At 64.8% G+C, this 261-nt stretch carries 1 protein-coding gene; it reads right to left on the bottom strand.

Translation table 11 applies throughout. The annotated features are described in order from the left end of the window. Positions 1-261 (bottom strand): hypothetical protein (locus tag JNB89_RS30890; protein ID WP_220364742.1); only part of this gene is annotated, 261 nt, incomplete at both ends.

Genomic DNA, 261 nt, shown 5'->3' with positions numbered 1-261 from the left:
CGCCTGGCGTTGCCTCCTCACTGACGCCGTCCGGCAACTGCCACGGCGCCTGCGGCCCGTCTTCCCAGCCGAAGTAATCCCCGGCTCTGGCAGCGATCATTGTTCCCGAGGTGATCTGCCTGATATGTCCCCATGGCCCGCGTGTTTCGCCAATTGCGACCTCGCTGCCTTCCGGCAGGAAGGCCACGTGCTGCCCTGGAGTGAACTTGTTCTTCTTGCCGGGCTTCGGAGCGGTGTAGACGAACGCACCCTTTCCGCCGC

This window comes from Paraburkholderia phenoliruptrix (genome assembly GCF_019511605.1).
GTDB lineage: Bacteria > Pseudomonadota > Gammaproteobacteria > Burkholderiales > Burkholderiaceae > Paraburkholderia > Paraburkholderia phenoliruptrix_A.
Note: the sequence above shows the minus strand (reverse complement) of the source record. Positions and strands in the feature narration are given on the sequence as shown.